Origin of the sequence: Lachnospira hominis (ex Hitch et al. 2025) (genome assembly GCF_040096395.1) — a bacterium.
In the GTDB taxonomy this organism is placed as follows: domain Bacteria; phylum Bacillota; class Clostridia; order Lachnospirales; family Lachnospiraceae; genus Lachnospira; species Lachnospira hominis.
Genome location: NZ_JBBMES010000044.1, coordinates 1 through 2586 on the forward strand (window position 1 = coordinate 1; position 2586 = coordinate 2586).

The 2586-nt window shown below is 41.7% G+C and carries 2 protein-coding genes and 1 pseudogene; all 3 read right to left on the reverse strand.

Features of this window, described 5'->3' with window-relative positions; translation table 11 throughout:
- Positions 1-194: pseudogene (locus tag WMO38_RS14900) on the reverse strand (ABC transporter ATP-binding protein); the annotation flags it as partial.
- 170 nt (positions 195-364) lie between these two features.
- Complete coding sequence (locus tag WMO38_RS14905; RefSeq protein WP_118050871.1) at positions 365-2185, reverse strand: ABC transporter permease; 1821 nt, start codon at positions 2183-2185, stop codon at positions 365-367.
- Positions 2186-2199: 14 nt separating this feature from the next.
- A partial coding sequence (locus WMO38_RS14910) for an ABC transporter ATP-binding protein (RefSeq protein WP_173739189.1) occupies positions 2200-2586 on the reverse strand: 387 nt, incomplete at its 5' end.

The window sequence follows — 2586 nt, forward strand, 5'->3', positions numbered from 1 at the left end:
TCACCGTCATTTACGGAGAAGTTCACGCCGTCAAGGGCGCGGGTGATATTCGGCTTTGTGCCGTAATACTTTTTCAGATCAATCGTCTGCAAAACGCTCATACTCAAAACTCCTTTCAAGGCTTTCTGCCTGTTGATAAGGTCATTGTAAAACCCAAATGTCCGCGAAATGTTACAGCGGCCCAAAAATTTCATTGAAAATCGGGGTGAAATGTTACAGCGCTCGGACATTTCAAAAATTTTTTTGAGAAATGGCGAAAAAAGCGGGGCAGCACTCGCCGCCCCGCCGATTCCATACGATTATACTGTCACTTTGATTTGTTCAACAAGAGATTTCATTTTAACGAAACTTTAGTTACATTGATTCACTCAATCGCTTTAATACGCTCTACTACAGACTGCTTCGCTAAAATGTGTCTTTGATACACTGTTACTACTATATGAACCACAAAAACAAGCACGAAATACAGGAGTAGAAACGGCCACGGGAAGCGATAGGAAATATAGGATAATCCGGGTATTTCTGCGATCTTGTTGCATAAAAGGAACCCCAGCGGTATGCCTACCACACAACTCCCTATTAAACTACCAAAAAAATAAATCCTGTTTTCTGCACTCTGTGTTTGATAAATTTGTACTTTCGTCATACCAGCGGCCTCTAACAGCGCATAGTCATGGCGGCGTATAACGGTGTTTGTAATGCAAGTATTAAGCAAATTGACAAAAGCAAACAAACATATCAACACTATCACTGCTGTAACAACAATTTTGGCGTTATAAAAATACGCCTGATATTCAGATAAATCATCCGCAAATATGGAAGTATTTATACGGTTATCCGAAGCCACCAGTGCCTTAATTTCCTCAACAGCCTGTTTCGTTTGCATATCTTCAGTACAAATGTACCATGCCAGATCACAATTTATTTCTGCTAAAAAGTCCAGATATTCAGGGGTCGTATAGAATACGCTACCTTTGTCCTTATTTTCGATGAAACCACATACTGAAAAATCAATTTCTTTTGTAGACATTCCCGTATTTACTGATGCGGAAAAATGATCTCCCAAACTCAGGGAAAGACCTGTTTTTTCATAGTAAGGAGAGGCACGATTTATCACAATCGGAATAGTGCTGTTTGTATTTGGAGAATAAGGCATATCACCCTCAACCAGTTGGGTTTCAAAACTGGTTGTGCCGACAATACTATTGATGGATAGTTCATATCTATTCTCAGGTTGACCGGGAACGACGATCTCACAATCTAATTTTTTGGATGGATAAATTTCTGTTACACCAGAGATATTTTCAATCTGCGCTTTCAATTCCTCCGTAAAAGGACTATCTTTCATCAGTTCAAGAGTAGCGTTTTCGGCAGCTGTTGAGTTCAGTTTAAGATAAATGCTGCTGTTTTCATAATACGGTTGCCGGACAAGCTCTTTTATATCAATAGCCGAAACTACCGAAAAGACTACAAATACAAGGACTCCGCTCAACACAAGGGATAGCAGCGTATAAAATGCCTTTTTACGGTTACTGAAAAAGTATTTTTTTGCCAAACCATTAGGATTGATACGACTGCTTTTTTTGAAAATTTTAGCTGATTTTATTTCCTCTGTCCTCAATGCCGCCATAGGGGATAAAGACGCAGCCAGTTTTGCCGGTGTACGGAATGACCAAAAAACAATGAACCATACAAAAGCACCGGAAAGCAATGTGCAGGCCACACTGGGCACCAAATATAATTTCAAGGGTAATACACAATTAAAAAGAAAACCCAATAGCAAACCGCCTAAAATATACTTCCAAGATAACTGTTTTCGCTCGTTATGAATGACTGCTTTGATCTGTCGGTAGGTCGCTCCCACAGTCCTCAACTGTGCAAATTCTCGTGTGCGCTGTAATATGGAAATATACATGATATTTTTAATAGCGATTCCTGCTGTGAGTAGCAGAACAATAGCAATCCCCAAAATTACACTAAGTATTTCCTGTGTGTTATCGACACGAGAGATTATCTGTGTATCTATTGTGGCATTACAAAGTAAGATAGTCGAAAATGCTAACAATAGAGAGGCAATAAACATGATAATCCCTGCGAGGAAATTTCGTTGTTTATTTGCGGATAGACTTTGCGTCGCTAATTTTTTCTCCACTTTGTGAGTATCATTTTCAAAAGGCCATGTCATAGCCTGCCACCTCCTTACTCCACAATCTTTCCGTCCTCAATGCGGACAATCCGATCTGCAAGGCGGGCAATGTCGTCATTGTGCGTAATCATCACAACAGTTTGCCGGAACTCTGCACTGGTGCGCTTGATAAGCCCCAGCACCTCGGCGCTGGTCTTGCTGTCAAGGTTGCCGGTCGGCTCGTCGGCCAGCACAATAGCCGGTTTGGTAATCAAGGCGCGGGCGATAGCCACACGCTGCTGCTGTCCGCCGGAAAGATTGTTCGGCATGTTTTTCAGTTTATCTTCCAGCCCCAGCAGATGAACGATCTCGTCCAAAAACTTTTGATCCACCGTGTCCCCGTCCAGCTCCACCGGCAGGACGATGTTCTCATACACATTCAGGATCGGAACAAGGTTATA